Origin of the sequence: Luedemannella helvata (genome assembly GCF_039528415.1) — a bacterium.
Taxonomy (GTDB): domain Bacteria; phylum Actinomycetota; class Actinomycetes; order Mycobacteriales; family Micromonosporaceae; genus Luedemannella; species Luedemannella helvata.
In genome coordinates this window covers 344,280-368,301 of record NZ_BAAALS010000001.1, presented here as the reverse complement: position 1 = coordinate 368,301, position 24,022 = coordinate 344,280, and the positions used below count along the sequence as shown (strand labels likewise).

At 69.9% G+C, this 24,022-nt stretch carries 24 protein-coding genes, 1 tRNA gene and 1 pseudogene; 11 read left to right on the top strand and 15 right to left on the bottom strand.

Annotation, left to right across the window (positions count from 1 at the left end; all coding sequences use genetic code 11):
* Nucleotides 1-10: 10 nt before the first annotated feature.
* Together ABD191_RS01715 and ABD191_RS01710 are read right to left on the bottom strand one after the other, a co-directional pair.
* The gene (locus tag ABD191_RS01715) at nucleotides 11-937 is read right to left on the bottom strand and encodes an alpha/beta fold hydrolase (RefSeq protein WP_344075937.1); all 927 of its coding nucleotides are present in this window, start codon (nucleotides 935-937) and stop codon (nucleotides 11-13) included.
* Between the two features lie 52 nt (nucleotides 938-989).
* Nucleotides 990-4,241 (bottom strand): NACHT domain-containing protein, encoded by a 3,252-nt coding sequence (locus tag ABD191_RS01710; RefSeq protein WP_344075935.1) that lies wholly within the window; start codon nucleotides 4,239-4,241, stop codon nucleotides 990-992.
* A 157-nt stretch (nucleotides 4,242-4,398) separates the two neighbouring features.
* On the opposite strand from ABD191_RS01710, the gene ABD191_RS01705 reads away from it, so the two are divergent.
* Nucleotides 4,399-4,920, top strand: a complete 522-nt coding sequence (locus ABD191_RS01705; RefSeq protein ID WP_344075933.1) for an HAD domain-containing protein — start codon at nucleotides 4,399-4,401, stop codon at nucleotides 4,918-4,920.
* 519 nt (nucleotides 4,921-5,439) lie between these two features.
* Here the strand turns inward: ABD191_RS01705 and ABD191_RS01700 are convergent.
* From ABD191_RS01700 to ABD191_RS01690, 3 genes are all read right to left on the bottom strand, one after another.
* The gene (locus ABD191_RS01700) at nucleotides 5,440-5,796 is read right to left on the bottom strand and encodes a hypothetical protein (RefSeq protein WP_344075930.1); all 357 of its coding nucleotides are present in this window, start codon (nucleotides 5,794-5,796) and stop codon (nucleotides 5,440-5,442) included.
* A 204-nt stretch (nucleotides 5,797-6,000) separates the two neighbouring features.
* Complete coding sequence (locus tag ABD191_RS01695; RefSeq protein ID WP_344075928.1) at nucleotides 6,001-6,507, bottom strand: hypothetical protein; 507 nt, start codon at nucleotides 6,505-6,507, stop codon at nucleotides 6,001-6,003.
* Nucleotides 6,508-6,974: 467 nt separating this feature from the next.
* On the bottom strand, nucleotides 6,975-7,742 hold the full coding sequence (locus ABD191_RS01690; RefSeq protein ID WP_344075926.1) for a hypothetical protein: 768 nt from the start codon (nucleotides 7,740-7,742) through the stop codon (nucleotides 6,975-6,977).
* A 131-nt stretch (nucleotides 7,743-7,873) separates the two neighbouring features.
* Here ABD191_RS01690 and ABD191_RS01685 point away from each other — a divergent pair, with 131 nt between their 5' ends.
* The gene (locus ABD191_RS01685; RefSeq protein WP_344075924.1) at nucleotides 7,874-8,248 is read left to right on the top strand and encodes a hypothetical protein; all 375 of its coding nucleotides are present in this window, start codon (nucleotides 7,874-7,876) and stop codon (nucleotides 8,246-8,248) included.
* A gap of 9 nt (nucleotides 8,249-8,257) precedes the next feature.
* Complete coding sequence (locus ABD191_RS01680) at nucleotides 8,258-8,860, top strand: hypothetical protein (RefSeq protein ID WP_344075922.1); 603 nt, start codon at nucleotides 8,258-8,260, stop codon at nucleotides 8,858-8,860.
* 204 nt (nucleotides 8,861-9,064) lie between these two features.
* On the opposite strand, the gene ABD191_RS01675 is transcribed toward ABD191_RS01680, so the two are convergent.
* The 5 genes and pseudogenes from ABD191_RS01675 to ABD191_RS29190 all read right to left on the bottom strand — a co-directional run.
* Nucleotides 9,065-9,137 (bottom strand) — tRNA-Arg (locus ABD191_RS01675).
* 298 nt (nucleotides 9,138-9,435) lie between these two features.
* Entirely contained in the window at nucleotides 9,436-10,251 is an 816-nt protein-coding gene (locus ABD191_RS01670; RefSeq protein ID WP_344075919.1) for an NAD-dependent epimerase/dehydratase family protein, read from the bottom strand.
* Complete coding sequence (locus ABD191_RS01665; protein ID WP_344075916.1) at nucleotides 10,248-10,697, bottom strand: MarR family winged helix-turn-helix transcriptional regulator; 450 nt, start codon at nucleotides 10,695-10,697, stop codon at nucleotides 10,248-10,250. The genes ABD191_RS01670 and ABD191_RS01665 overlap by 4 nt, the downstream gene beginning before the upstream one ends.
* A 33-nt stretch (nucleotides 10,698-10,730) precedes the next feature.
* Entirely contained in the window at nucleotides 10,731-11,003 is a 273-nt protein-coding gene (locus ABD191_RS01660) for a hypothetical protein (protein WP_344076161.1), read from the bottom strand.
* 194 nt (nucleotides 11,004-11,197) lie between these two features.
* Nucleotides 11,198-11,467, bottom strand: a pseudogene (locus tag ABD191_RS29190) (transposase); the annotation flags it as partial.
* A 67-nt stretch (nucleotides 11,468-11,534) separates the two neighbouring features.
* On the opposite strand from ABD191_RS29190, the gene ABD191_RS01655 reads away from it, so the two are divergent.
* Nucleotides 11,535-12,011: a TspO/MBR family protein gene (locus tag ABD191_RS01655; protein WP_344075914.1), complete on the top strand. Its 477-nt coding sequence runs from the start codon at nucleotides 11,535-11,537 to the stop codon at nucleotides 12,009-12,011.
* Between the two features lie 61 nt (nucleotides 12,012-12,072).
* Complete coding sequence (locus ABD191_RS01650) at nucleotides 12,073-12,939, top strand: AraC family transcriptional regulator (RefSeq protein ID WP_344075912.1); 867 nt, start codon at nucleotides 12,073-12,075, stop codon at nucleotides 12,937-12,939.
* Here the strand turns inward: ABD191_RS01650 and ABD191_RS01645 are convergent.
* Nucleotides 12,920-14,116, bottom strand: coding sequence for an MFS transporter (locus ABD191_RS01645; protein WP_344075910.1), 1,197 nt, complete (start codon nucleotides 14,114-14,116; stop codon nucleotides 12,920-12,922). The two genes, ABD191_RS01650 and ABD191_RS01645, sit on opposite strands and share 20 nt — an antisense overlap.
* A gap of 125 nt (nucleotides 14,117-14,241) precedes the next feature.
* Between ABD191_RS01645 and ABD191_RS01640 the strand changes: the two genes are divergently transcribed.
* Nucleotides 14,242-16,134 carry a serine/threonine-protein kinase gene (locus ABD191_RS01640; protein ID WP_344075908.1) on the top strand — a complete coding sequence of 631 codons (1,893 nt, stop codon included), beginning with the start codon at nucleotides 14,242-14,244 and terminating at the stop codon, nucleotides 16,132-16,134.
* A 28-nt stretch (nucleotides 16,135-16,162) separates the two neighbouring features.
* Here the strand turns inward: ABD191_RS01640 and ABD191_RS01635 are convergent, their stop codons facing one another.
* Nucleotides 16,163-17,281: a winged helix DNA-binding domain-containing protein gene (locus tag ABD191_RS01635; protein ID WP_344075906.1), complete on the bottom strand. Its 1,119-nt coding sequence runs from the start codon at nucleotides 17,279-17,281 to the stop codon at nucleotides 16,163-16,165.
* 103 nt (nucleotides 17,282-17,384) lie between these two features.
* On the opposite strand from ABD191_RS01635, the gene ABD191_RS01630 reads away from it, so the two are divergent.
* From ABD191_RS01630 to ABD191_RS01615, 4 genes are all read left to right on the top strand, one after another.
* The gene (locus ABD191_RS01630) at nucleotides 17,385-18,650 is read left to right on the top strand and encodes an ROK family transcriptional regulator (RefSeq protein ID WP_344075904.1); all 1,266 of its coding nucleotides are present in this window, start codon (nucleotides 17,385-17,387) and stop codon (nucleotides 18,648-18,650) included.
* Between the two features lie 63 nt (nucleotides 18,651-18,713).
* Nucleotides 18,714-18,956 carry a DUF6343 family protein gene (locus ABD191_RS01625; protein ID WP_344075902.1) on the top strand — a complete coding sequence of 81 codons (243 nt, stop codon included), beginning with the start codon at nucleotides 18,714-18,716 and terminating at the stop codon, nucleotides 18,954-18,956.
* Nucleotides 18,957-18,960: 4 nt separating this feature from the next.
* A complete protein-coding gene (locus tag ABD191_RS01620; RefSeq protein ID WP_344075900.1) occupies nucleotides 18,961-19,521 on the top strand; it encodes a type 1 glutamine amidotransferase domain-containing protein in 561 nt (186 codons plus the stop codon).
* A gap of 60 nt (nucleotides 19,522-19,581) precedes the next feature.
* Nucleotides 19,582-19,956 (top strand): hypothetical protein, encoded by a 375-nt coding sequence (locus ABD191_RS01615; RefSeq protein ID WP_344075898.1) that lies wholly within the window; start codon nucleotides 19,582-19,584, stop codon nucleotides 19,954-19,956.
* 3 nt (nucleotides 19,957-19,959) lie between these two features.
* Here ABD191_RS01615 and ABD191_RS01610 read toward each other — a convergent pair whose 3' ends face one another.
* The 3 genes from ABD191_RS01610 to ABD191_RS01600 form a co-directional block, all read right to left on the bottom strand.
* Nucleotides 19,960-20,718, bottom strand: a complete 759-nt coding sequence (locus ABD191_RS01610) for a VOC family protein (protein WP_344075895.1) — start codon at nucleotides 20,716-20,718, stop codon at nucleotides 19,960-19,962.
* Nucleotides 20,719-20,748: 30 nt separating this feature from the next.
* Nucleotides 20,749-22,008: a delta-60 repeat domain-containing protein gene (locus tag ABD191_RS01605; RefSeq protein WP_344075892.1), complete on the bottom strand. Its 1,260-nt coding sequence runs from the start codon at nucleotides 22,006-22,008 to the stop codon at nucleotides 20,749-20,751.
* A 90-nt stretch (nucleotides 22,009-22,098) separates the two neighbouring features.
* Nucleotides 22,099-22,653 carry a hypothetical protein gene (locus tag ABD191_RS01600; RefSeq protein ID WP_344075890.1) on the bottom strand — a complete coding sequence of 185 codons (555 nt, stop codon included), beginning with the start codon at nucleotides 22,651-22,653 and terminating at the stop codon, nucleotides 22,099-22,101.
* A gap of 186 nt (nucleotides 22,654-22,839) precedes the next feature.
* On the opposite strand from ABD191_RS01600, the gene ABD191_RS01595 reads away from it, so the two are divergent.
* A complete protein-coding gene (locus tag ABD191_RS01595; protein WP_344075888.1) occupies nucleotides 22,840-24,006 on the top strand; it encodes an efflux RND transporter periplasmic adaptor subunit in 1,167 nt (388 codons plus the stop codon).
* Nucleotides 24,007-24,022 lie beyond the last annotated feature (16 nt).

Here is a 24,022-nt window from a genome sequence, read left to right as displayed (position 1 = left end):
CCGATCGGCGTCAGCACGGCGCGAACGGCTCCGGTGCCGCGCAGTCGCTGTGCTTCGAGACGAGCCACGCGAGAATGGACGGGAGGATGCCAACCGCGCCGAAGTGGGCCGTCTCCACCTCGACCACCAGTTCGGCACCCGGAATCCGGCTGGCCAGCCATCGCGAGTGGCTTACCGGCGTGAAGTTGTCCTCGAGGCCGTGCCAGAGTCGCACCGGGGCGTTGATCTGGTCGACGCTGAAGCCCCAGACACCGCGCAGCGCTACGGCGTCGTCGACCCAACCGTGCGGTCCTGCCCGCAACGCCTCGACGTAGGTGTCCGCCAGCAGCCGTCGCACGGCAACCCGGTTGGTGACGTGCCGGTCGGGACTGGTCATCTGCTCGCGAAGGAAATCGAGAAGGGACTCCGGGTCCGTTGCGGTGCGGTCGGCGAGCAGACGCAGGCGTTCCGTGAGGGCGGCGGCGTCCGTCGCGACATCCGTGTACTCCCGTACGTTTGCTTGCGTCATGCCGCCGAACCAGTCGAGTCCAGCAGCGTCGACGGGTGCCACGCCAACGAGCACCGCCGTACTGGCGACTCGGTCCGGCAGGAGGGCTGCACAGGCCAGGGCGTGTGGCCCGCCGCCCGAGCGCCCGACAACAGAGAAGCGCTCGATGCCGAGGGAGTCCGCGATCGCTCGAACGTCGGCCGCGGCGTCGGCCACGGTTCGGCCTTCGTGCCGGTCTGATCCACCGTAGCCGGGACGGTCGTAGCAGATCAGTCTCACGCCGAGCCGATACAGGACACTGCTTCGCGGCTTGGGGCCGCGTCGGCTGCCCGGGGTGCCATGGAGGAGGAAGACGGGCCGGCCGCGCTCCGCACCCGTTGTCTCCACGGTCAATCGCCGACCGTCCGGTGTGACAATGATCCGCGCCTCAGGGTGCTCCGTACGGGACATCGACTCTCCTTTCGTCCTCGCCTTTCGCAGACCTCAGGTATCCGGAGCGGCCTCAGTCCAATGGGTCCGTCGCCGCGGCGTCCGGGGGCGTCATCGCGACGAACCGGGCAAGGCGCGTGAGCTGTTCCCTGGACTCCTCGACAGTCGTCCGGCGATCCAGCCCAGAGAAGCTCTCGGTCAGGTCCAGCACCCGGATCAGGTCGGCGTCGCACTCCGCGTCCGCGCCGTAGAACGCGAGGACGCACCGTACGAGGCCACGTGCGACACCCGGCAGCCCCACCAGGTCGGGCTCGGCAAGCGAACGAAGGATCCTGGCTGCTGTCGCTGGCCCGATCTCCATGTCGTTCGCCAGTTGACCGAGCAGCAGCACGGTGTACCGGGCGCGCGTGGTGTCATCCCATGGGGAGACCTGCTTGGTGGCGATTTCGGCGCACAAGGCGTAGGCCGTCTCCCGATCCTGCGGCGCCCTTCCGTCCGGCAGGAGCCACGCGTCAAGGAGCGCGTTGACCGCGGTGCGAGCGGAGCCGCTGCCGGAGCCGATCACCGTATTGACGGCCGGTCCGAGCGCGGCGATGAGCGGCTCAAGAGTATGACTTGTCAGGTCCTCCGTGACGCGGCCCAGGAAGTGGGCCTTGCGAAGGAGCGTGGAGGGGTGCTGGCCGAGGTTCAGATATGGGCTGTGTTGGTCCAGATCGTGGGGCGTGCTGTTGTAGGTCCAGAACAGATCAACGGGGGGAAGTCGGGTTGTGCCATCGCTGAACGAGAGCAGCAGATCCCGGGAGCCGTTGGCCTCCCACAGTCGCTGCACAGCGACCGTTCCCACCAGGCTGTCCCAGCCGTCGGCGCCGAGTTGCGACCGCCAGAGCAGCGCTTCGTCCTTCCACGCGTCGATGGTGTCGCCCTCGTACCCGAAGAGCATGCTGGCCGGCACTTTCCGCGCGATGCAGACGCTCAACAGCAGGAGATTGGCGCTGTACGCCGCATGGCGCGCTGGAACGGAGAGGTGCCGCGGCCGATAAGCCGCATAGCCCCGCCCAGAGCGCGGGTGATGCGCCACGCGGAACAGTTTGGTGATGAGCCCGATAAGGGTGTCGCTCTGGGCGTGGCTGTGCCGGCCGGCCATCTGACTCAAGAAGTAGACGGTACGGGTGCGTAGGCTCAGTGGGGCAAATGACAACAGCGCGTGTAATAGGTCGTCATTGAGCGGCGCGGCGCTGAGCATCAAGGTCGATGCGGTTTCCCGGGCGGCCATGTCGCCCAACACCTGCCAGGTCAGGCGGGCCACCAGGAACTCGCCGAACGTGGCGTGCAGGAACTCGTATGCCTCCAGCCGGGAGTTGTCGCGCAGTGTCGTCGCGCGGTGGATGAAGAAGAACCGCCCCAGGACGACCTCTGACGCGCGCAGCGGTGCGCGCATGTCTGCCGGTACCGGTATGTGTGGTGTCTCGCCAAGTAGTGCTGGCAGGTCCCGCTCAAGGTCGCTATCGGTAATCCACAGGCTGCGGCGGTTGAACATTCCGAATGCCAGAACGGATAGCCGGCGTAGCTCGTTCTCCACATTGATATCGATATCGCGATCCGAAAGTTCGGGCCGGTGCCTGACCACTTCCCGGCGCGCGAAAGAACGAAGCAGGCGATCGTAGAGCTGGTCTTCGAGCAGGTGGTTCTCGTCCTTGCGCAGCGCGTTGCCGTCCGCGTCGTACAGGGCCATCATCATGAGCAACAGCGGCTGCTCCGCCAGATCAGGATGCGCAAGCACGATCTCGGCGTCGAGCGGCACGAGGTCGTGTGAGACAAAGTGGTCGTGGTTGATCTCGTTCCAGGTCGCCACCCAGCGATGGACCCGATGGTCGTCGAACGGCTCGATGCGCATCGCGACCGTGTCCTCGGGTGCGCGCGCCCGATCCGCGACGCTGGTCCGGCTGGTGACGATGACGGCAACCGGACGGCCCTGGTCCGCCTCCCGCCGTTGGAAGTCGGCTACCTTGCCGAGATAGTCGGACTGGCTCACCCCGGTTGTCTGCAGAAGTTCGTCGAAGCCGTCCAGCAGCACCACCGGCAATGCGTCTCCGCCTAAGCGCACCAGCTCGGGCCAGTCGAGGCGCTCACCGGTCGCGTTGCGAATCGCGTACTCGATCTGATCCTGGATGCTTACGGACGCCGGCACCTCCCGCAGCAGGACCCGCACGGCGAGAAAGTCGTGCGCGGGAAGTCGAGCGGCGAGCACCTTCGTCAGGAGGGATTTGCCCGATCCGGGCTGACCGAGCACCACAAGTGGCGCTTGGGTAGCCTGCCGCGACGTGAGGAACCCGGTCAGGAACTGCCACAGGTCGTCACGGACTGGCAGCGCTTCCCACCAGGACTCGTCGCTGAGCCGTCCCTCGTGCGCCGCCGACGTGACCCGGAACAACGGTTCGACATGCCCTTCGCGCAGCGCCGGGATACGCACCTCGCCGCCCAGCACCTCGCCGGACTCGACGATGGGCTGATCAAGAACCAGCGCGTTGGCGCGAGCCAACTGCAGATGCCGGTCGTCAGGGGCCCGGCCGGTCGAGATCTGCGTCAGAACGCGCTCCATGTCGGCCAGGGCGGCCCCGAGTTTGCGGACCTCCGTCCGCGTCGCGGTGTGCTCTCGCAGGCCAGCCCAGAAAGCGAGTTCCGGGAATTCTGTAGCCAGTTGGCGAAACAGCTCCCGGTACCGCCGGCAAGCGCGGTCCGGTAGTTCTTCAAGCGCGTGATTGAAGTGCCGTCGGTCCCGCTCGGTCAGCCAGTCCCAGAGCGCAAGGTCGGGTGCGAGCCGGCCGATGGCGGCCGCGAGACCCGCATAGTGCCGGCTCAGCATGTCGACGAGCACGTCGTCTGGGATGTGCGGTTCCGGCAACAAAGTCCCGGCAGATTGAACAGCTGCCATGAACGTTGCTCCGGCAGGGGGTAGCGGCGCCCCGCCGGAGGCGAGGGACAGCTGGTCCATCGCCGACAGTCTGAAGTCCTTGGACGGAAACGGCAGGTCGGCTTCGTTCATCGCGTCGAAGAACGCTAACACCACCAGGACGGTGTGGGCCGCCTGCAGGCGTTCAGTGCGGTCATAGCGAGAGAGGCCAGGATGCCCCGTGTTAACGCGGGTGAGCAGGTCGTGGCATAGCTGAATGAACTGATCTTTGGCGTCGAACCAGTTTGCCAGCTCGGAAAGGCCGCCGGTTGTGGCTAGTAGCAGGCCGCCGCTGATCTTATCAATGGCATCTACTACCTTGCTCCTGCCGCCCAACATGCGAACAGCGTCGGCGTACGTCAGTGCTCGGGCCACCAGTCGCTCCAAGGGCTTAACAGCTCTTAAGTCGAGGATGGCACGCTGTCGCACGCCTCAGTAATGATCGAAATTGAATCTTGAGTATTCACGCGGCAATCGCGTCATTTGCGGGGCTCGATGTGGCGCCGATGATCCAGGGTACGGTGCGGGGGTGATGTCCAGTCGCGCCCACCGTCCCTTGATCTTCCTTGATGTCGACGGGACGTTGATTCCGTTCAGCGCCCGCCCAGTCCTCACCGAACGTGCCGCGCGCGGCACCGACGCGGCCGTGTCTGGGCCCGGAAACCCGTTGCTGGATCGACTCGATCCGGACGACGGGCGCCGACTGTTGGCGCTGGGATGCCAGCTGATCTGGGCAACGACATGGATGGCGGAGGCGAACGAGGTCATCTCGCCCCGGATCGGGCTTCCCGACCTACCGATCGTCGTCTGGCCGGACGACGACGGGGACCTCCCGCGAGGTCTGCACTGGAAGACCGCGCACCTAACCCGGTGGGCAGCCGGACGCCCCTTCGTCTGGCTTGACGACGAGATCACCGATACGGACCGGCAGTGGGTGGCAGCGCATCACCCGGCTCGAGCGCTACCGCACCGTGTCGACCCGCACCAGGCGCTGACCGGAGCCGATCTGTCGGCGGTCCGTCGATGGCTCGGCGAACCCGACGACGCCTTTTGATCACGTACTCGCATGTCGCTGGCCGTCCGTCCGCCTCTGCTCAAGAGCGTGGGCCATGTTCAGTCCGGCGGTGTACGGTCGAGAACCTCGACGTACATGATCTCCTCGTCAACCACGTCGAGCATCAGGTAGCCCGGCCATAGCGCGTTGAGGGCGGTGTTTCCGGCAACCCGAGGTCGTGAGCCGGCGGGCCAGTCCGTCGATGTCCCGCCGATTCCTGCAAGATCAATACGCGAATGGTGCGTAACTAGCGATAAACGGCCGCCGTCATGGGCGCGGTTGCGCGCAGTGACGATCGCCAGAAGGTTGTTTGCCGCTCAGAAGCCATATCTGATGATTGTGGAGGTGCCCCCGGCAGGAATCGAACCTGCGACACATGGTTTAGGAATGGATCTTCCATGAGCGGCCAGCGGGGCTGTATGCAGTGTGCGGTCTGGTGTGGCCGCCAGTGTAGCCGCCGGGTCCGTGAATGGTCCGGATCTTGGCGGGCGCCCGGGTTCGGCCCGTCGTGGCGGGTGCTTAGCCGTAGTCATGATCGACGTCGCCGGCGGCTGCCCGGTGGCCGATCTCCTCGACTTGGGCGACCGGGACGAGAAGGGCGATGTCCCACGACTCATCATCGTGCCCGACCATGATCGTGGCGGCGTGGGGAGCGCCTTCGCTCGGTGCGGCCCAGAACACGTTGGCTCCGGCACTCCGGCCGGCCGCAATCGCGCGTCGGTCCGCCCAGACAGCCGAGCGGATCTCGCGAAGCTGGGCCAGCTCGTCGAACGTGGCCCACACGTTCAGCTCCCAGTCGTCGCCGCCCTGCAGCTTGAGCACGACGTCGTGTGGCGGCGCAGCGGGGCCAAGACTTACTCGGACGATCGGCTGCATGCGGCTACTGTATTTCACTTGCTCGGAGCGGCCCCTGCGCCCCGAACGTCGCACTATGGTTGCGCGGGCCGTTTTGCGGGAGTTCACGCCGTGATCAGTAGCGCTGAGCGTTGCGGCTGTTGCCCGAGGGCGGCGTTACATATGAACGGCTTCGCTGACTTCGCGCTGACTGAACACACCAGGGCGAGGCTTCGTGGAAGGTCGTCAGCCCTCTACCCTGACTTCCGTGGTGAGGTTCCAAACATCGCCGTCATCGCCGACACATTCGACTCGCAAGTGTACGAGTTTGGGCGGATCACCATTAAAGGCGACGCGCCACATGGCGCGATCGCCCGCCAGGAGCCGCTTCTGCTGTGGATGCGCGGCCGACCAGGTCGCGACCTGCAGGGGATGCGCCCCACCTGGGTCGACGCCGTTCTGACTTGGAGTGAACTGCACAGCGCCGCCGCCGAGGATCGTGACCCGAATGGACTGCAGCGCTCCAGGGGTAAGCAGCCGAAGTGCAAGCCTGTGCCAGGACCCCAAGTCTTCTACGACTCCAGCAAATCTTGGCGTGCGCTGGTCGTGAATCTGGGCTTTCATGAGCGCCACTTGGTCAAGGGCGGCAGTGACCTGGTCTGTAGCAGCCCTTGCCTGGACCCGCGTGTAGTAAGCCGAACCAAGAGCAATCAGGCCGGAAACAATCGAGATGACGAGAGCGGCAATGGCCATGCCGGCCACAGTAGTGGTGTGGGGCACGTGGAAGCAGGGTCGCGGACGCTGCCCTCTACCCGACCCCCGGTCGCTACACTCACCGTTACGCTGACCAGCAGGTTACAGATCATGGCGCTCACCCCTCCCGTGATTGCGGCAGCAGCCAACGCTAGAAGGATCATGGCTGTTGCGGTCCACTCGTGACGATGGATGGTGAGGTGTTTGCGGCCGGTAGACACCAGTCGCCCTAGGGCTGTCGGGAATCGAGTACAAGGCAGCGTCCGGCCATGATTATACGGCTCTAGGTCAACGAACCAGTTCCGTCAACCTGCACTTGACACCTGGCTGCGTTCCGGTGGAGGGGTGGGTGTCATCCCGTCGCGCAGGCGTAGCCCTTCCGGGCCGCGCCGAGCTGGTCCAGGTGGAGCGCCCCACCGGACGAATCCACCTACACCGTGCGGTGGACCGTCGCCGGCCGGGAGAAGTCAGAGAACTTCACGACCCGGCCGCTGGCGGACAACTTCCGGTCGAACCTCAAGCAGGCCGCCAACAACGGCGAGGCGTTCGACGTCGATTCGGGGCTGCCGGACTCGATGGTCGAGGCGCCCAAGGCCGTCACATGGCTGGAGACGGCAGAGGCCTACCTGGTGATGAAGTGGCCCGGCGCGGCAGCGAAGTCCCGAGCCAGCATGATAGATGCGCTGGTGTGCGTGACGGCGGCCCTCGTCGACGACCGGCCCGGCCGCCCCGAGGTGACGCAGCTGCGCGACGTCCTGCGCAACTTCGTCCTGCCGCCGAACGTGCGGGAACGGCCTCGGCCGCCCGACGTCGCCGCGGCTCTTGCCTGGCTGCGCGAGGCGTCCATGCCGCTGAGGGACCTCGTCGCTCCGGCGAAGGTTCGGGTCGGGCTCGACGCCCTGGCGCTCAAGCTCGATGGCACGCCGGCCGCCGCGACCACGCTGCGGCGTCGCCGGTCGGTGTTCTACAACGTGTTTCAGCACGCGGTAGAGCTGGAGGCGCTGGAGTTCAACCCGATCGACAAGGTGAAGGTCAGCTCGCGTCGGTCGAAGGTCGTCGTCACCGTCGACCGGCGGGTGGTCGTCAATCCGACCCAGGCCCGGCAGCTGCTCGCTGCCGTCACCTACGTCGGCACGCGGGGCAGAGGTGAGCGGCTGCGAGCGTTCTTCGCCTGCCTCTACTTCGCAGCCCTTCGGCCTGGTGAAGCGCTCGGCCTTCGCGAGCAGGACTGTCACCTGCCGGCTAAGGGCTGGGACGGCTGGTCCTGGAGAAGTCACGGTCCGAGGCCGGCAAGCGGTGGACCGACAGCGGCGAGCTGCACGACGAGCGGGGCCTCAAGCACCGAGGCCAGGACGAACCCCGCTCGGTGCCCATCCCGCCGGAGCTCGTCGCGATCCTGCGCAAACACATCGCCCGCTATGGCGTCGCCGCTGACGGCCGGATCTTTCATAGCGAGCGGGGCAACGTCGTGGCCGCCTCGACCTACTCGCGAGTGTGGGAGCTGGCGCGCCAGTTCGGCATGTCGCCGCGCCAGGTCGCCTCCCCGATGGCCGGCCGCCCGTACGACCTGCGGCACGCCGCCGTGCCGCTGTGGCTCAACGCCGGTGTTCCGGCAACCGAGGTCGCCGAGCGGGCCGGTCACTCCGTCGATGTGCTGCTCAAGGTCTACGCCACGTGTATCGACGGCCAGGAGGCGACGGTTAACCGCCGGATCGAAGACGCCCTGGGTGGGTGGTGTTGAATGCCGACTATGTCACTGATCATCGGGCCGGCGTTCACCATCCCCGGGTATCTGACCACGGTCCTGGCTGAGTGCGAGGCGATGGTGTACGACGCAGACGTCGTGGTTGGCCACCCGGCCTTCTGGTGCTGCTACGTCGAGGGCCCGCTCAACGCATTTCCGGAGTCGCAGGCTGCTTTCGAGGTCAGTACGGACGAACGCGAGGCGATGTGGGCGTTCTTATTCGACCGTGACCGGTGGCCAGCCGTGTCAGTGCGCCTGGATGCGGAGGCGTGGCTGCGGATCGTGTTCCGCAACGTCGAGGGGGACGGGGGACTCGATTTTGTGGAGGAGCGACCGGGCCAACCAACGAAGGTGTTTGACCTTTACGGCGACGCTGGTTGTTCCACGCTGACGTGGGCAGAACTGAAGGGCATGGCGGACCTGCCGGACGACCGGCTGACCTGGGCGCAGCGCCTCATCCTGATGCTGCCGATGTTGGAAGAGCAGGAACTGCCTGCTGACGTCGGAGAGGTCCTGGACAGGGCGTTGGCAGAAATCGGCGCGGTAAACCGGCCGGCCGTGTTGGAGATCCTGCTCGACTCGCTCGGCTGGGCTAGCGACGAGCGATGAGATGCACGGTGACGATGGCGCCATTCAGTCCGGATCTTGGGCTGTGCAATGGGGGTGACCTCGGTGGACGATCCCAAGATCAGTCCGTAAATAGTCCGTGGAGGGCGACAAACGGCGGCATCGGCTGACGCACGGTTGCATATGGTGACGATCGACCAGGAGTTATGTTCGCTGGTCAGGAGCCATTTCGCCTGGCTCTGAGGGTGCCCCCGGCAGGAATCGAACCTGCGACACATGGTTTAGGAAACCACTGCTCTATCCCCTGAGCTACGGGGGCGCGAGCGCCAAGTCTAGCGACCTGGGGGTTCACCTGGGGTGGCAGGGAGTGGCCCACGTTCTCTGGATCGTGTTCTCCCAGCCCACGCCCACGTGCGGAGTCTCCATGTGATTCCGATTGATCTTGACAGACGGGGTCGATTACCCGGCGGGGTCGAGTTGGCGGGAAAGCATGCTGGTTCAGGTTGGACCTGCAGGTCGGCGTTGGCGTTGTCCCGGCCCCCGCCAGACCTCCGCAACCGAGCTGAAGGCGAACTGACATGCGCGTCGGAGTGGACCTGGTTGACCTGATCTGCTGGTCAGAGGGCGCCGTTGCGGACGGCCTGGTAGATGGTGCTGATCGTCGGTGTGAAGCCGAGGCTGCGGGCGAGGCTGATATCCATCTGCCCCTTCCACGGCTGGCTGAGCGGTTCGGCGGACGTGCCGTACGAGTAGCCGACGATCTGGGACATCTCGTAGATGCTCAGGGGTGACTCGTCGGCGATGTTGACCGTGCGGTGGTCGAACGCGCCCGTCAGGGCCAGGGTGAACGCCGTGGTGATGTCGGCGTGGTGGATGACGCTCAGCCGCTGCGCCGGGTGCCATCCCATGCTTGCCGCGAGTTGGGGCAACGATTCGAGGTGCCCGTCCTGGTCGCCGTAGATGAAGGGGAGCCGCAGGATGCCCCAGGTGAGGCTGCTGGCGCGGACCAGCTGCTCGGCTTCGATCTTGCTGGCGGGGTAGGCGAGCGTCGGCGCGACGGGGTCGTCCTCACGCCCGGGGTGTGGGCTCTCGGCGTCGTAGACGTTGGAGGTGCTGGCCAGCAGGAACCGGGCCTCGGGCGCGTACTGCTCAACGGCGGCGATGAGGTTGCGGGTGCCCTCGCGGTTGACGGTCCAGATCAGGTCGTCGTCGCGGGTGCGGAAGACGGCGGCCAAGTGGATGACCGCGGTGACGCCTTGCACGGCTGCCGGCAGGGAGTCGGGGCTGAGGACGTCACCCTCGGCGCGCTGCACGCCTTCGGGGACTTCTTTTCCGGGGCGGACGAGGGCGCGGCATTCGATGCCCGCCGCGGTGAGTCGTCCGAGCAGGCGGGGGCCGACCAGGCCCGTACCGCCGGTCACGAGAATCGTCATGATCCGTTCTCTTTCCGGTAGGCGATGAGTCGTTGGGTCGCGCCGCTGAGGACGCGGTTCATGGTCTCGATGTCCGCGGGGTCGACCCCGCCGAAGGCAACTTCTGCGATCAGCGCCATCGGATCGGGGAGCGAGTTCCACAGGTTCACGCCGGCCGGCGTGATGTGCAGCAGTTTCTGGCGCTGGTCTTCCGGGTCGGGTGCCTGTTCGATCAACCCTTTGCGCACGAGCGCCGCGATCACGGCGCTGAGGGTCGCTCGTTCGACCTCGAGTTCACGCGTGAGGGCCCGCTGGCCGACCGGCTGGCCGGCACTGAGCCGGTACAGCACGTACCACTGGGTGTTCCCGAGGTCGTAGGGGCGGAGTACGGATTCCATCAGGGCCCGGCTGGCGAGGAAGTACTTCTTCGCCCAGACGCCGGGGGCTTGCAACTCGTGGGCGGTCATGTCGTTAGGCACCTGACAAATAATGTCAGGCACCTAACGAAATGGCAAGAGCGACCCTAAGGGCAGGCCTTCAGCGATCGGTAACGCGTCTGCCGACCCCGCCGCACTACTGGGCGGCGCGCCGGTCGAGCCCAGCCCTCGCAGCCGGTCGCCGACCAGCTCGCGGGGCAGCATGGCGGCCTTGCGGCAGGCCAGCGGGAACGGCGCGGAGGTGCCGAAGTAGGTAATGTCCAGCTCGCCGGCGAGCAAGGTGTCGGCGTGGGATGCCGAGTGCGGCTTCACCACCGCAGCCGAGGCCTTCGCCACCCGACGTAAGGAGGACCGCCGCGCCTGCGAACTGCTCGGCGCCGGTCAGTGCTGCTGCCGAATCCCGATAACCCGTACGGCAGCTCAAGTTAGGAGCCTCCAGGTGACTCTGGGTGATCGTGGCGGGCAGGGTAGATCAGCCGGCGGGACCGGGGGTCGCGTCGGCAGGGAGGCAGCTGGCTCAGGCTGCGGCGCGGTCGAATGAATGTCTTGCGGTCGCGGATGAGTGCCCAGAGGACGTCAACGCGTCGCGGGCGAGGGAGAGCATGGCTCGGCGGTGGTTCTTGCGTTCGGCGCGCTTCGTCTCGTGGTAGGCACGCGACGTAGGGCATTCTCGGGCGGCGGTGAACGCGGCCATCCACAGAATGTGCCGCAGTCTCTGGATGAAAGCAACGAGGCGGGCGATGGTTGCCGGAGACCGTTCCGGAGTCGCGGGAGACAGGTGCCAGGCCGGCGTGGGCGGCCTGCCGTCTCCGAAGCACTGGGTATGCCACCTGGTTTAACCGCAGCCGGTCGGGAAACTGAGTCGCCATGCGTCTACCGACCCTGGTCAAGACCGCGGCGGCGGTCACCGCGACCGCCGCCGTCGGTGCTGTGATCACCTCATCCAGTACCTCGTCCGGCTGGTACCGCCGTCTGCGCAAGCCCTCCTGGCAGCCGCCGTCGGCCGCGTTCCCCCTGGTGTGGACGCCGTTGTACGCGTTGATCGCGGTGGCCGGCGCGCGGGCACTCGACCGCGCCGAGGGCGCCGAGCGGACCGCCTTCACGCGCGACTACGCGCTCAACCTGGCGCTCAACGCCGGTTGGACCGCGCTGTTCTTCGGTGCGCGCCGGCCCGCCGCCGCGCTGGCCGAGATCACCGCGCTGAACGCGTCCAACATCCTGTTGGTGCGTCGCGCCGGGCGTACCGACCGTCTCGCGGGCGCCGCGCTCGTCCCGTACGCGGGGTGGACCCTCTTCGCGACCGCGCTCAACGGCGCCATCGTCGGTCTCAACCGCGGCCGGTGAACCGGTCGCGCACGCCCCGACGGCAGGGAATTCCCGACAGGGGGAGCGCGCTTGATCCGACGTGACCGACTCACGGGGCCTTGATGATCTTAGTGACGTGCTGGAACGCCTGCGGTGGTCCGTGGGCGCCTACCGTCAGGACACGTTGAAACCCGGCGACCGGCACCCGGTCGACGGCACCACCGGGCGGTTCCATTTCGTGGCGGCCGGCGCCGTGGACGTGCGCGGCGACGCGGAGAGCGTCGCGCTCCAGGCAGGCGCCTTCCTGCTCGCGCCGCGCGGCGGCAGGCACACGTTCGTGGCGCGCGAGGAGACCACGCTGCACACCGGCGAGCTGACGGTCGCCTCCACCGGAGCGGCGCCTGTGCTGTCCGCGCTGCCGGACAAGGTGATCGCGCACTGCTTCGTGTGCCGGGAGCCCATTGTCGCCGCGCTGATCGAGAAGATGGCCGGGGAGGCCAGTCAGGACCGGCCGGGGTCGCGGTCGGTCCTGTCGCAGCTCGGCAACGTGCTCGCGGCGGCGGCGATCCGGTCGTGGGTCGAGTCCGGGTGCGGCAGCGCGGACCTCTTATCCGTACCGCTGAAGGACAGCGACGTGGGGCGTGCGTTGGCCGCGATCCACGCCGACCCGGGCGAGCCGTGGACGCTGGACCGGCTGGCGCGCATCAGCCTGGCGTCGCGGTCGGCGTTCGCGGAACGGTTCCGGCTCGCGGTCGGGGAGACCCCGGCGCGGTACGTCGCGCGGGTACGCATGGAGCAGGCCAAGCGGCTGCTGGCCGAGCGTACGACCGTGGCTGAGGTTGCCGTGCGGCTCGGGTACGGGTCGGAGGCGGCGTTCAGCCGCGCGTTCCGCCGGCATGAGGGCGTGCCGCCGACGACGTGGCGCCACGCCCCCACGGGCGAGGGCGTCAGACCTTTCGGGCGCTAGCGAACACGACACCGCCGGCGGCGGCGGCGACGCCGGCCACGAGCAGGGCCACCTGGATGTCGAACGCGTCGAGCAGCAGGCCGCCGGCGGCCGCGCCCACGGCGATCGCCACCTGGAACATGCCGGTGATCAGGCCGCCGGCCGGTTCGAGGCGGTCGGGCTCGACGCGCGACACCCAGGTCATGACGACGCTGGGGATGCCGCCGAACGCCAGGCCCCACAGGCCGACGGACAAGGCGATCAGGGCGTACGAGCTGGACAGCACCGCCACGCCGATGGTGGCCACGCCGATGAGCAGCGGGGACAGCAGCAGGATCAGGCGCAGGCGCCGGTCGGCGAGCCAGCCGGCGACCAGGTTGCCGCCGAATGTGGCCACGCCGAAGACGGTGAGCAGCAGCGCGAGCTGCGGGGCGGTGATGGCGGGCACCCGCTCGGCGGCCGGTCGCACGTACGTGAACGCGGCGAAGTGGCCGCCCGCGACGAGCAGGACGGCGAGCAGGCCGAGCTGCATGGTGCGGGTACGGGCGGTGTCGATGAGCGTCCGCAGCGGCGTCGCGCCGGACGGCGCCACCGGCGGCAGCCACAGCAGTTGCAGCGACAGCGCCACGAACGCGACCACGACGGCCAGCCAGAACACGGGCCGCCACCCCAGGACCTCCCCGAGGTACGTTCCGACGGGTACGGCCGTGACCGTGGCCAGCGACATGCCGAGGTTGATGCTCATGGTGGCGCGGCCCATCCGGCCGGCGGGCACCAGGTGCCCCACGACGGCGAGGGCCATGGCCCAGAACCCGGCGATCGCGACGCCGAGCAGCAGTCGGGCGGCGAGCAGCACCGGGTAGGACGGGGCGACCGCCACGATCGCGTTCGACACGATGGCGAGCAGAGTCAACGACGCCAGGAGGTACCTGCGGTCCAGGCGCGGTACGAGGATGCCGACCGTGGGAGCGGCGATGATGCCGGTGATGGCCGTGGCCGTGACGGCCTGCCCGGCGGTACCTTCGCTGACTCCCATGTCGGCGGCGATGGGCGAGAGCAGGCTCGCCGGCAGGAACTCCGCCATGACGAGCGCGTAGATGCCGACGGACAGGGCGGCGACGGCGAGCCAGGGGGAGCGGTGGCGGCCCGCGGCACGGGCGGCGGGGACCACGCGCGGCTGCGTTGAGGTCAGAGTCACCACTCCAGAGTTGCCCGGCTCCCGCGGTCCCGGCTTGATAGCCCGTCGCCTATCCATGACCGATCGTCCAGGATGGCGTCGGCCCGGGTCCGCGCCGGTTGGCGCGGGTGTGTCATTGTGGCCGAGTGCTGTCGTCCGGCTACCGACTCGGCAACTATGAGGTTGTCCGTTTCCTCGGTGCCGGCGGCCAGGGTGCGGTCTACCTGTGCCGGCACGTACGCCTCGACCGCCTGGACGCGGTGAAGCTGCTGCCACACTACCGGGGCGACCCGTTGACGCGGCTGCGCTTCGAGCGCGAGGCCGCGAGCGCCGCGCGGCTGCACCACCCCAACCTCGTGACCGTCCACGACGCGGGTGAACTCCCCGACGGGTCGTTCTACGTCGCCATGCAGTACGTGGACGGGCCGAGCCTGTCCACTGTGATCCGTGAGGGTCTCATCGAGGACCGGGGCGGGATCATCCGCGTGCTCCGCCAGGTCGCGGACGCGCTCGACGTGGCGCACCGGGCGAACCTGATGCACCGCGACGTCAAGCCGGCCAACATCCTCGTCGCCAACGCCGGATCGGACGAACCGCACGCGTACCTGGTGGACTTCGGCATCGCGAAGCTGGTCACGACCGGCGACCCGTCACTGACGAGCCAGATCATGGGCACCTACGCCTACATGCCGCCGGAGCGTCTCGACGGCAAGTCGGGCACGGCGCAGTCCGACCAGTACTCGCTGGCCTGCACGGCCTACCACTGGCTGGTCGGCGAGGTCCCGTACCCGGAGACCAGCCCGGTGGCGCTCATGCGGGCCGTCACGGGCGAGCCGCCCCCGCGCGCCAGCGAGCGCCGGGCGGGCCTGCCGCCCGCCGTGGACGCCGTGCTGGCGAGGGCGATGGCCAAGTCGCCGGACGACCGGTACGGCACGTGCGCGGAGTTCGTCGCCGCGCTCGACACGGCGCTGGGCCAGCCGAATGTCGTGCCGGCCCTCCCGGTGGAGGGCGCCGCCGAACCGCGTCCCGCGATCTCCGCGCCCGGAGCCGAAGCCGCTGCCGCGTCCGGCGCTGGGGCCGCGGCCGCGGCCGGGGTCGCCGCCGGAGCGGGCGCCGTCGCGTCGCCGCGGTCCGGGCCACCGCTGCGCGCGCGGGCGTCCGTGAGCCCGTCCCGCCCGCCGGGTCCGGTCCCTGCCCGGCCGGACGGCGGCCAGCAGGGCGCGGGACACGTGCCGGCGCAGCGGGGCGCCCACCCGTCCGCGCCGCCGGCGCGGGGCACCGTGCACCGGGTGGAGCCCTGGTGGCGCAAGGCGCTCGTGGCCCTCGGGGTGCCGTTCTCGATGCTGATCGCGCTGCTGGTCGTGCCGGACGTGCAGGAGGTCTGGACCGCGCCGGAGCCCCGGTACGCGGTCGTGGTGGTGAGCGCCGTGTCGCTCGTCGTGGTGGGTTCCGGCATGCTGGGCGCCTGGCTGATGGCGTTCCGGCGGCGGCCGGCGTGGCTGTTCACCGCCATCAGCGTGCTCGCCTGGCCGGTGTTCGCGATCGGCAACGGGATCGGCCCGCGCGAGGTCCCCCTGAAGGGCGCCATCGGCGTGACCGGCACCCGCCCCCTGGACCTGCTGCGGCTGCCGCAGGAGCAGGCGTTCGCGCTGTTCGCGGCCGCGGCCCTGATCGCCGCGACGTGCCTGTACGGCGCGGTGCGCTGGAAGGGCAACCGCCCGACGGTGACGCGCCTGGCCGCGTCGCGCTGGCCGTGGCCCGCCGGGGCCGCCCTCGCCCTGACGGTCATCGGTTCCGGGGCGCTCGGTGCGGGCAACGTGCTGCTGCTGGCCGCGCTCGCGTCCCTGGTGGTCGCCCTCGTCTGCTTCGCGCACCGGTGGGTCGAGGCCTGGTGGCTGTACCTGACGGCCTACGCCGCGTTCGTGGCGCACGGCCTGTTCGTCGTGGACTACGGGCAGGCCATCGTGTACTACCTGGTGGCGTTGGGCATCGGCGCCATGGGCGTGGCCATCTGGCGCCACGACGCGGCCCGCCGCTGAACGGAGATCAGGTCGGGCATGCCGCCCCCTAGGGCCAGCTCACCTTCACCGGCATCCCGATAAACCGGGCGTACGGCTCAAAGGCTGCCTCCGCGGCCCTGCGGTCCTTCGCGGTGAGGGTGGCGAACGGGGTGACCGTGATGTCGACATGGGCGCGTTTGACGGCGCGGCGCCAGGTGCCGACGACGCGGCCGGCACGCACGACCGTGGGCTGGAAGATGCCGTTGCCCCCGGGGATGATCTTCTGTTTGTGCTCGTCGTCGAGCATCATCGAGCGATCCTTGAAGCCGAGCAGGTACTCGTCGAACCCGGGCAGCGCGCGCACCTGGACCCGGGTGTCGCGGACCGTGAATGACTCCAGGAGCGCGCGGTCGGCGAACATCTCGGTGCCGTCGACCCGCACCGTGGCCAGGGCGTCGCCGGCCGCCGCGATGGCGCGCTTGCCGTCGGTGGCCGTCAGCCCTGTCCAGCCCACGAAGTCCTGCCGGGTCGTCGGGCCGTGACTGCGGAAGTATCGCGTGGCGATGGTCGCCAGGGCCTCGTCGCGCTCGGGCCGGTGCGGGTCGGGCACCCACTCGTCGAGCAGCATGAACGCCTGCTCCTTGCCGATGTTCGGGGCGAAGCACGTGACACCCCGCTGGCTCGCGTACCACAAAAGGTGGTAGCCGAGCTGGCCGGTGACCGGCACGCCGGCATCGTTGAGCGCCGTGATGCACTCGGCGCGGGTGAGCCGCTTGCCGCCGGCCATCGCCGCGCCCAGCACGTCGACCGAACGGTCGGCGATCTCCTGGGTCAGCCCCAGGAACTCGCGGCGCTTGGCCGCTCCGGCGAGCGCGCGCACCCCCATGAGGTCGAGCATCCAGTGCGCGTCGCGGGGCGGCACGTAGTGCACCGTGCCGCGCATCGGCCAGGTGCGGATCGCCTCGCGCCGCTCGAAGGCCTCGTCGAGGTCGGTTGTCGTGAGCTTGGGCAGCCGCGCGCCGAACGACCACGCGGCGCTGCCGATGTCCTGCGCCTGCATGGCGCCGAACCAGGTGACCACGCCGGCGACATCGTCGGGCGCGGGTGACGGATAGTCCGCCGGACGGTCGGCGAGCAACAGGCTCATCATGCGCAGGGCGAGGGCGTCGGCCCGGCTCAACTCCATGCGGCCACGCTAGCGCCGCACTGTGACACGAGGCCGTGAGTCGACAGCCGTGCCGCACCGGCTCGGTCACGGCATGACAACCCATCGGAGGAGGCCGGCAACCGTGGGTAACGGGTACGCTCAGGCCCCCATGGACTCGCCGCACTCCACGACCCGCGACATCCGCCGTCGCAACAGGTCGGTCCTGCTGAGCACGCTCTTCAAGGACGGGCCGTTGAGCCGGCTGGAACTCAGCCAGGTCACCAAACTCTCCACGGCCACGGTCAGCACCGTGACCGCCGATCTGCTGGCCGACGGGCTCGTCGTCGAGGCCGGCCAGGTCGAGTCCGCCGGGGGCCGTCCCCGCGTGCTCCTGCGCCTCAATCCCGAGTACGGGTACCTCATCGGGGTCGACGTCGGCGAGACCGGCGTGACGGTCGAGCTGTTCGACGCGGCCCTGACCAGGCTGCGCGCCATCGAGCGCCCGCTGGACTCCGTGCGCCCCGAGCCGAAGGCCGTGGTCAAGGAGGTGGCCAGCGCCATCGCCGACATCCTGGCGGGCCCGCCGCCGGAGGAGACCGGACCCGCCGATGAGCTCGGGACTATCGACCCCGCGCGGGTGATCGGCATCGGCATCGGCGTGCCCGGCATCGTCGAGGAGGCGGGCACGGCGCTCGTGCACGCCCCGACGATCGGCTGGCACTCCGTCGCCCTGGCCGAGCTGCTCCGCGACGCCGGGGTCGCCCCGCCGGTGCTGCTCGGCAACGGCGCGCGCACGCTGGCGCAGGCCGAGATGTGGTTCGGCGCCGCGAAGGGGGTACGGCACGCGGTGGTCGCCCTCGTCGGCTCCGGCGTCGGCGCCGCGGTGGTCAGCGAGGGCACGCCGTACCGCGGGATGAGCGGCAGCGCCGGCGAGTGGGGGCACACCACCCTCGTGTACGGGGGACGCGGCTGCCGGTGCGGCGCGCGCGGCTGCGTCGAGGCGTACGTCGGGGCGGAGGGCGTCCTCGCCCGGTTGGCCGAGATCACCGGGGAGCCGGCCGACGACGACGAGGTCGCCGGCCTGACCGCGATGATCGCCGCGGCGGAACAGCCGGGGCCCGAGGCGGAGCTGGCCGACGCGGTGGCCGACGAGTTGGGCGCCGCCATCGGGAATTTGATCAACGTGCTGAACCCCGAAAGGGTGGTTCTGGGCGGCTGGGCCGGGCTCGCGCTGGGCGCCGCGCGGCTGCCGCGCATCCGGTTCGGCGCCCGCCGGCAGGCGCTCGATCGCCCGTACCAGCAGGTGTCTATCGAGCTCAGCCACCTCGGACCCGACGCGGTCGCGCTCGGGGCGGCCACCCTGCCCCTCGCGGCGCTGCTGGCGCGCGGCGGCGAAGCGCGCCGCTGAGCCGGCGCATGCGCCCGGCGAAGCTGGGTACTGAACCTCCTTGAGCCGATGGAGGTGGGGCGGATGCCGATCGGACCGCAGCCCAGGGGGGCGCGTGGCACTGTGGGCCATCCCTACAGCGCGCTGCGCCTGCGCCTGGTGCTCGCCCTCTTCGGTCTGGTGCTGTGCGTGCTCGGTGCGGCGTGGTCCCTGAGCCAGGGCTTCACCGGGTTCGGGATCGTGCTCCTCGTTCTCGCCGCGGTGACCGTCGCCGACCTCGTCGTGATCACGCTGCGGCTGCGGGCCGAGCGAGCCACCAGGAGGTAGTGACATGGGAACTGTCGCCTTCCTCGTGTCGGGCGAGGGAATCGAAGAGGTCGAGCTGACGCAGCCGTGGCAGGCGGTCAGCGAGGCCGGGCACCAGCCACGGCTGGTGGCGCCCGAGAAGGGCGAGGTGCAGGCCTTCCGGCACCTCGACAGGGCGGGGCGGTACCCGGTCGACGTGGTGGCCGCCGACGCCCACGCGGCCGACTACGACGCGCTGGTCCTGCCGGGTGGCGTGGCCAACGGGGACGCGCTGCGCCTGGAGACGGAGGCGGTCCGCCTCGTGCGGGAGTTCTTCGACGCGGGCAAGCCGGTCGCCGTGATCTGCCACGGCGGCTGGGTGCTCATCGAGGCCGGCGAGGTGGGCGGCCGCAAGCTGACCTCGTGGCCGACCCTGCAGACCGACTTCCGCAACGCGGGCGCGACCTGGGTCGACGCCGAGGTGGTTGTCGACAGGGCCGCGGCCGGCGGGGTGCACCGGGCGGGCGCGGCATCGACGCTCATCAGCAGCCGCAAGCCCGACGACCTGCCGGCGTTCTGCCGGGAGCTGGTCAACGCTCTGGCGTGAGCCACGTTCCGTCGGTCATCCGACCAGCTCATCCGGTGCGATCGATGGTTGCATGGTGGCATGCCGATCGCACGCCAGGTGCTCGTCGCGGGCCTGCTCCTTCTCGTCGGGCTCGTCCTGCTCGCCGTGCCCGCGCGGGCCGAGGGGCCCGTCCTCGTGCCGATCAGCGAGGGGCACGGGCTGTCCGTGCTCGACAGCTTCGGCGCGGCGCTGCTCGCGGTGGCCGTCACCTGGCTGGAGGTGCTGGTGGCGGTGCGGCTGCCCCGGCTCGGCCTGTCGCCACGCGCGCTGTTCGGCCTGGGCCTGCTGGCCGGGCTGGGCATCGGGCTCGTCGTCGCCTCGTCGTTCAGCGGCTTCTTCTGGTGGTGGGCGGTCGGCGCGGCGTGTGCCGGGGCCGCCGCGCTGGTCCTGGTGCCGCTGACCGCCCGACGCTGAGGGTCAGTCCGCCGCCTCGAAGATGCTGAACGACGCGCCGTGGGGGTCGAGCGCGTTGGCGAACCGGCCCTCCGGGATGTCCACGGGCGGGCGTACGAGGGTGCCGCCGAGGCGGGTGATCGTCGCGGCGGCCTCGTCGGCGTTCGCCACGCCGAAATAGACGGCCCAGTGCGGCGGGACGTCGGCCCCGAACAGGTCGGCCATGGCCATCATCCCGCCGATCGGCCGCCCGCCCACCATCCACTGCGTGTACGTGATCTCGCCGGCCTCGTTCAGGGTGTCCTCGGTGGCCCAGCCGAACACCGAGCAGTAGAACGCCTTCGCGGCGGCCACGTCCTGGCTGAACAGCTCCTCCCAGCTGAGCGCGCCCGGCGCGTTGAACAGCTCGGCGCCCGACATGGTGCCGGGCTGCCAGATGCCGACCACCGCGCCCGTCGGGTCCAGGATGATCGCCATGCGGCCCAGGTCGCGGATGTCGAACGGCGGCGCGATGAGCTGCCCGCCGGCCGACTCCGCCTTGGCCGCGGTGTCGTCGGCGTCGGTCACGATGATGTATGTGGTCCACACGACCGGCTGGTCCGGCGTCATGAGCGGCCCGGCGCCGGCCACCGCCAAGCCGTCCTTCAGGAAGGTCGTGTACTCGCCGGACGGCGACAGCCGCGGCTCCCAGCCGAACAGCTCGCCGTAGAACCGCCGCGTCACCGCCAGGTCGGGGGAGCCGAGGTCCACCCAACCCGGTACGCCCGCGCCCACCGCCGCCATGGCGCCTCCTCGTCAGCAGCCGCGCCGCGCCTAGCGGCGGTGCAGCGGGAACATGCCCAGCTTGCCGTGGTACTCGCGGCCGAGGACGTTGGTGTCCGAGCCGACGTACAGGCCGTAGTCGGTGGCGACCATGACGCCGACGCCCTTGCCCCGCAGGCGGGTCGGGTTCCACGCCAGGACGCTGCCGTCGCGCGGGTCCAGCGCGGCGATGCCGATGCGGGGGATGGCGCCCCGGCCCGCGAAGTTGCGCCCGTACGGGTTGCTCATCCAACGCTGGTGGCCGCCCACGTACACGGCCGTGCCGGTCACGGAGACCGCGGTCAGGGTGTCGCCGCCGGTGTGGTTGACCCAGGTGGGGTCGTGCGCGCCGGAGCCGCGTGGGTCGAACCGGGCCGCCGTGTCGCACATGCGTTGCGGGCCGGAGACGGCGCCCGTGGTGACCACGACGAAGTACGAGCCGGTGGGGGAGAAGTCGACCGCGCGCACGTACGTGTCGAACGAGCGGTGGCACCAGGCGTCGTACGCCAGGGTGTACCAGGGGTCGACCGTGGGCCGGCCCCCACCGACGTTGAGCAGCGCGAGCTGCGAGCGCGGCTGGCCATTGACCTGGGTGATCTCGCCGATGATGACCAGGCGCTGGCCGTCCGGGCTGAGCGCGGTGTCCTCGATCTTCACGCGCGGGTGGTTGGGGGCGGCGACCTCCACGTCGAAGCTGGGGTCCGGCCATCCGGTCCGGCTGTCGAGGCGGGCGAGCACGTTCTGCCGCCGGCCGCCGACGTAGGTGAACGTGCCGGCGACGTAGAGCGCGTTGCGGTGCAGCTCCATCGACTTGACCTCGCCGTTGCCGACCGTGCCCTCGAAGCCGTCCGTGATCTCGCCGTTGCTGAGGTTCAGGCGGACGACGCCGCGGCGGCGCTCGTCGTTGACGACCCGGAACCCGCCGCCCGCGTAGACGGTGTTGTCCGGGCCGGCGACCAGCGAGTTGACCGGGCCGTCGAGGTTGGGCCGGAAGTCGACGAGGCGCCCGGTGGAGCTGTCGAAGGCGAAGATGTACGGCTGGTAGTACGACTGACGCGAGCCGGCCTCGGCGATGCGGGCGAAGTTGCCGCCGACCACGACCGTGCTCCCGACCACGGCGATCGCGTTGACCTGTCCATCAAGGACATTCGGCGTCCAGTCGACCGGATCCTCGCTGACCACCGCGGGTTGATGGATGTCGGCATAACCCGGCGTCGTCCAGCAGAGGAACGTAATAGCAGTGGTGGCAAGGACCGCCAGGTATCGACGCATCGGGTTCTCCCAAAAGGTTGACGCACCCGGCACAACGATCAGGCGACCAGGCGCGTCGCGGGAGTAACCGACGTAATTACCGATTCGTCCCTAATTAGCCGAGGGAGTCGGCGGTGCGCCACCGCCAGGGCGGCCCGACGGGCGCAGCGCGGCGCACACCTTCTCCGCCGCGGCGACCTTCGGATCGGCGGTGGTGAGCTGGCCCGGCCCGGCCGAACCCGACACGCCGTTCTCGGCCAGGCAGTTGCGGTACGCCGCGAACGCAGAGTTGTCGCCGCCGAAGCCGCCGGGCCCGCCGCTCGGGCGCACCGGCGCGCACGCCTCCTGGGCCTTCTGCCACGTCTCCTGGTCGACACCCTCAGGCATGAAGCCGCCGCCACCGGGCGGCGCGCCGCCCGGCGGAGCGCCCCCGCCCTCCGGCATCGCGCGGGGGACGCGGCTGCCGGAGGGCGGAGGCTGGCCCTGTTGCCCCCAGGAGGGCAATGTGATGCCCTGCTGCGCGAGGCATTCCTGGTACGCGGCGAAACCGCCCTGGCCGTCGCTGGTCGCGGACGTCCCCTCGTCACCGTCACCACATGCGGTGAGCAGGGCCGCGATGCCGGCCATGGCCAGCACCGAACCGGCGGTTCGCCATCCGTACCTCAACGTCCTGCCTCCATGTCGCGTAGCCAGGCCTGCGGGCCGGTGACAGCACACCGCCCGCGCCTCGACGCGGCGTCGGACGAACCTCGGAGGGACCTCGGAATTCGGTCAGCCACCGGGGCGGCCTTTGAGCGCGCTCCGAGGTTCGACCCAGCGAATCGGGAGCCCGGGCTAGCACACTGCGCCACCATGATGTCCAGCACCACGCGCTCCCGATCCCGGCTGATCATTGGCGGCGGCGTCGCCGTCGCGGCCGTCGCGGCACTCGGCGTCGCCGGCGCAGTCGCCCTCAGCGGCGACGACAGGGCCGCCGCCACGACGCCCCGCACGGCCACCGTGAGCACGGGCGACGTCACCCTCACGGTGTCCGCGGCGGGGACGGTCAACGCCGTCGGCGCGCGTACCCTCAGCTTCGGCGCCAGCGGGACCGTCAGCTCGCTCAAGGTCGCCGCTGGCGACACCGTCGCCGAGGGCGCGGTGCTCGCGCGGTTGGACACCGGGGACGCGCAGGACGCCGTGCAGTCCGCCCAGGACAACGTCGACGCGGCCGAGGAGGCGTTGACCAGCGCCGAAAACGCGGCCGCCGCGGCGGAGGAGGCCGCGGCGCGCGCCGCCGCCACGCCGACAACACCACCGGGTACCTCCGGGAGCGCCGCCGGCCCCGCCGCGGGCGGGTCGGGCCCGACCAGCGGCTCGGGTGGCTCGCGCGGTTCGGAGTCACGGCAGGGCACATCGGCCGACGCCGTCTTCGCCGCGCAGCAGCGGCTCAACAACGCTGAGCTGGCCCTGGCCAACGCGCAGCGGGCGCTGGCCGGCACCACGATCAAGGCACCCGTCACCGGGAAGATCATTTCCATCTCGGGGGCGGTGGGCAGCGAGGTCAGCGCCGGCGGCGCGTTCATCGTCCTGGCCGGCCGCGACGACCTGGCCGTCACGGCGTCGTTCTCGGAGGCGGCCGTGGCTCGGCTGGAGGTGGGCCAGGCGGCCACCGTCACGCTCGCCGGCCGGGCGGCTGACCCCGTCGCGGGCACGGTGTCGCAGGTCGACCCCATCGGTACGGTCTCGTCGCGCCTGGTCACCTACGGCGCGCAGATCACCTTTACGGACGTGCCGTCCGATCTGCTTGTCGGGCAGAGCGCCGACGTGACCGTCACCACGGCCACCGCCACCGGCGTGCTGTACGTCCCGTCGGCGGCGGTGACCGGCATCGACGGGCAGTCGGGCACCGTGACCGTGGCGAGCGGCAGCGGCTCGACTACCGAGGTCCGTACGGTGGGAGTAGGGCTGCGGGGCGACCAGTACACCGAGATCACCTCAGGGCTGACCGCCGGGGAGACCGTCGTGCTGCCCGGCTGACCGACAGCCCGCTCCC

Coding starts and splice junctions, on each gene's coding strand:
- ABD191_RS01715 (WP_344075937.1), bottom strand. CDS start 937: ATGTCCCGTACGGAGCACCCTGAGGCGCGGATCATTGTCACACCGGAC.
- ABD191_RS01705 (WP_344075933.1), top strand. CDS start 4,399: ATGTCCAGTCGCGCCCACCGTCCCTTGATCTTCCTTGATGTCGACGGG.
- ABD191_RS01700 (WP_344075930.1), bottom strand. CDS start 5,796: ATGCAGCCGATCGTCCGAGTAAGTCTTGGCCCCGCTGCGCCGCCACAC.
- ABD191_RS01695 (WP_344075928.1), bottom strand. CDS start 6,507: ATGGCCATTGCCGCTCTCGTCATCTCGATTGTTTCCGGCCTGATTGCT.
- ABD191_RS01680 (WP_344075922.1), top strand. CDS start 8,258: ATGTCACTGATCATCGGGCCGGCGTTCACCATCCCCGGGTATCTGACC.
- ABD191_RS01670 (WP_344075919.1), bottom strand. CDS start 10,251: ATGACGATTCTCGTGACCGGCGGTACGGGCCTGGTCGGCCCCCGCCTG.
- ABD191_RS01665 (WP_344075916.1), bottom strand. CDS start 10,697: ATGACCGCCCACGAGTTGCAAGCCCCCGGCGTCTGGGCGAAGAAGTAC.
- ABD191_RS01655 (WP_344075914.1), top strand. CDS start 11,535: ATGCGTCTACCGACCCTGGTCAAGACCGCGGCGGCGGTCACCGCGACC.
- ABD191_RS01635 (WP_344075906.1), bottom strand. CDS start 17,281: ATGGAGTTGAGCCGGGCCGACGCCCTCGCCCTGCGCATGATGAGCCTG.
- ABD191_RS01625 (WP_344075902.1), top strand. CDS start 18,714: ATGCCGATCGGACCGCAGCCCAGGGGGGCGCGTGGCACTGTGGGCCAT.
- ABD191_RS01620 (WP_344075900.1), top strand. CDS start 18,961: ATGGGAACTGTCGCCTTCCTCGTGTCGGGCGAGGGAATCGAAGAGGTC.
- ABD191_RS01615 (WP_344075898.1), top strand. CDS start 19,582: ATGCCGATCGCACGCCAGGTGCTCGTCGCGGGCCTGCTCCTTCTCGTC.
- ABD191_RS01610 (WP_344075895.1), bottom strand. CDS start 20,718: ATGGCGGCGGTGGGCGCGGGCGTACCGGGTTGGGTGGACCTCGGCTCC.
- ABD191_RS01605 (WP_344075892.1), bottom strand. CDS start 22,008: ATGCGTCGATACCTGGCGGTCCTTGCCACCACTGCTATTACGTTCCTC.
- ABD191_RS01595 (WP_344075888.1), top strand. CDS start 22,840: ATGATGTCCAGCACCACGCGCTCCCGATCCCGGCTGATCATTGGCGGC.